The sequence below is a fragment of the Nostoc sp. UHCC 0251 genome (assembly GCF_034932245.1).
In the GTDB taxonomy this organism is placed as follows: Bacteria; Cyanobacteriota; Cyanobacteriia; order Cyanobacteriales; family Nostocaceae; genus Nostoc.
In genome coordinates this window covers 1-2,615 of the sequence record NZ_JAYGHD010000509.1, presented here as the reverse complement: position 1 = coordinate 2,615, position 2,615 = coordinate 1, and the positions used below count along the sequence as shown (strand labels likewise).

Annotated in this window: 2 protein-coding genes; one reads left to right on the top strand and one right to left on the bottom strand. The window is 39.0% G+C overall.

The window, feature by feature from the left end; genetic code table 11:
* Nucleotides 1-183 (bottom strand): hypothetical protein (locus VB740_RS36390; protein ID WP_323204658.1); only part of this gene is annotated, 183 nt, incomplete at its 3' end.
* Nucleotides 184-248: 65 nt separating this feature from the next.
* Here VB740_RS36390 and VB740_RS36385 point away from each other — a divergent pair.
* Complete coding sequence (locus VB740_RS36385; protein WP_323204657.1) at nucleotides 249-2,414, top strand: glycosyl transferase family 1; 2,166 nt, start codon at nucleotides 249-251, stop codon at nucleotides 2,412-2,414.
* Nucleotides 2,415-2,615 lie beyond the last annotated feature (201 nt).

Below are 2,615 nucleotides of genomic sequence, written 5' to 3'. Positions count from 1 at the left end.
ATCGTGTCGCCCACCCCACAATAAATAGTTGTATATTTTTTTATTTGGAAGTCCCATATACCAATCTGAATGCTCGACGCTTCCTGAATTTTGATTGTGGGAATTTGTGAAAATTATGGTTACAACGACTCCAAAACAAAACTCAAAAGTTAGCTGTAAGGATATCTCGGTTACTGATGCCATTTTTGTAAAAACATATATAGTAGTGCCTATACGCAAGGTAGATTGTCATTAGTCATTACAACGCTATGTTAATTAATGAATTAAGAGATATTAATTTTATTATTTTTCCTGACTGGTCTAATTTAGAAACAGCGATTACAGAAGACTTAACAAATGTTCTCAGAACTCTGTTTACCCATCCAGCTAGACAAGATATAACACTGCTAATTGACAGCCAAAGTTTATCAGATGAACTACAAGATAATGCTAACTCATTGCTTTTTGAGACAGCTTTGAAACTTAGCTTAGAGGAGACTGTCTCTGAAGACCTAAATGTAGGGCTTACGGGTCAGTTAACCACACAAGAATGGTCTGTTATTAAATCATTAATTAACTTTCGTATCCCAATTAATAACGAAGATCACCACATTATCCAGCAGCTAAAAGTTGCAGAAGTTCCTATATGTGATTTGTCAGAAATTGAAAAGCAAACTGTTTATGAAGCTGCTCGGCTAGAATCTTGGCAAAGATGGGGTGACTATTTTGCAGACAGTGAATCGCCCGAAAACGCTATTCCATATTACAGTAAGTATTTATCTCTCTGTCCGCAGCAGATTGACTATTATCTGAAGTTAAGTAATGTTTTGTGGAAAACTGGTCAGATGCAAGCGGCTATCGAAACATTACAGAACGGTATTAGCCATTGCCCTCAAGCAGAAGAACTCTATTTCTGGCTGATTATCCGCCTCAAGCAAAGCCAGAAGTATCTGGAAGCTCGTAACTTTGCCCAACAGGTTATGGAGAAGTTTCCTGAAAACTACATATTTAAGATGTTGAGCCATCTTATGCTACCAGAAATTTATCATACTTCTCAGGAGATTGATACCTACCGGGCATGGTTTGAGCATGGGCTAGAAAAACTGATTCAAGAAATAACAATGAATAGCCCTGATGAGCAGAAAAAAGCTTTAATAGGAATCGGCCATCATACAAACTTTTTTCTTGCATATCAGGCAAAGAATGATGTAGTACTACAGCAGCAATATGGACGGCTAGTTCACCAAATTATGGCGGCAAATTATCCACAATGGAATCAAGCGCGTCCAATTTCTGCTATTAGCAACAATCAGCGAATTAGAATTGGCTATCTTTCCTATTTTTTGTGTGGCTGGAGTGGAACAGCTTTGTTCTTAAACTGGCTTAAATATGCAGACACTCAAAATTTTGAAATTTATTCATATCACATAGGACATCAAATTGATGCTGCTACTCAATTATTTCAGTCCTATAGTACAAAGTTCTATCATTTACCAAATAATTTAGAACAGGTGTGTCAACAAGTTATTGATGACAACCTTGATGTGTTAATTTTTCCAGAATTAGGAATGGATGCCACAACGCTATGTATTGCTGGACTCCGTTTAGCACCGATTCAATGTATGGCTTGGGGGCAACCTGTAACTTCTGGACTGCCTACCATTGACTATTTCTTATCCAGCGAACTGATGGAGCCTGTGAATGGGCAATATCACTACACTGAAAACCTTGTCCGTTTGCCTGGTGTTGGGATTTCCTATCCTGCTATCAAAGTTAACTCAGTTCGCCACAACCGATTATTTTTTGGATTACGAGAAGATGCTATTGTCTACATCTCCAGTCAAGCTGCCTATAAATATTTACCGCAGCACGATTATATTTATGCAGAAATTGCCCGTCAAGTTCCCAATGCTCAGTTTATGTTCCTTCGCTCTGGGATTTCTCAAGAACGTCTGAAACAAGCATTCGCGGCTGTAGGGTTAGATAGTCTTGACTATTGTGTATTCTCTCCTGTGCTACCCCGTGGTGATTACTTTGATTTGCTTTCTTTGGCAGACATTTATTTAGATACCTTTGAGTGGGCGGGTGGCAACACAACACTAGATGCGATCGCCTGTCATTTACCGATTGTTACTTGTCCTGGTGAGTTTATGCGAGGGCGTCACTCTTATGGTTTCTTGCAAGCTATCGGTGTAACAGAGACAATTGCAGATGATGCCTCGCAATATATTAAGATTGCTGTGCGATTAGCGGTAGATATTGATTGGCGATACTCAGTTCGTGAAGCTCTAAAACTGTCAATCAACGTTCTGTTTGACAATCCCACTGCTACCCAAAACTTAGAAGCATTCATCAAGCAGGCGATCGCTTTGAGAAAGAATGAAAAACTCTACCCACAAGGGGATGAAGTTTCCCGTCGCTTTCAATGCAGCTAAGTAACCTTATAATCTCATTAAGGTCTAATTACTCTAAGATATAAAGGTCTAATACTATAAAAGTATAATATATACTTCCTGCCCTGCATGACAGAAGAATTAGATTAAACAATTCGCAATGACGCTCGCGGACTCGCTACCGCTTTGCTAACGCAATTACGTTTTGTAATGGGGATTTAGACCCCAACACAAAACAAGCTT

Bases quoted from the DNA above. Each gene is read 5' to 3' on its own strand.
- VB740_RS36385 (WP_323204657.1), top strand. From the start codon at position 249: ATGTTAATTAATGAATTAAGAGATATTAATTTTATTATTTTTCCTGAC.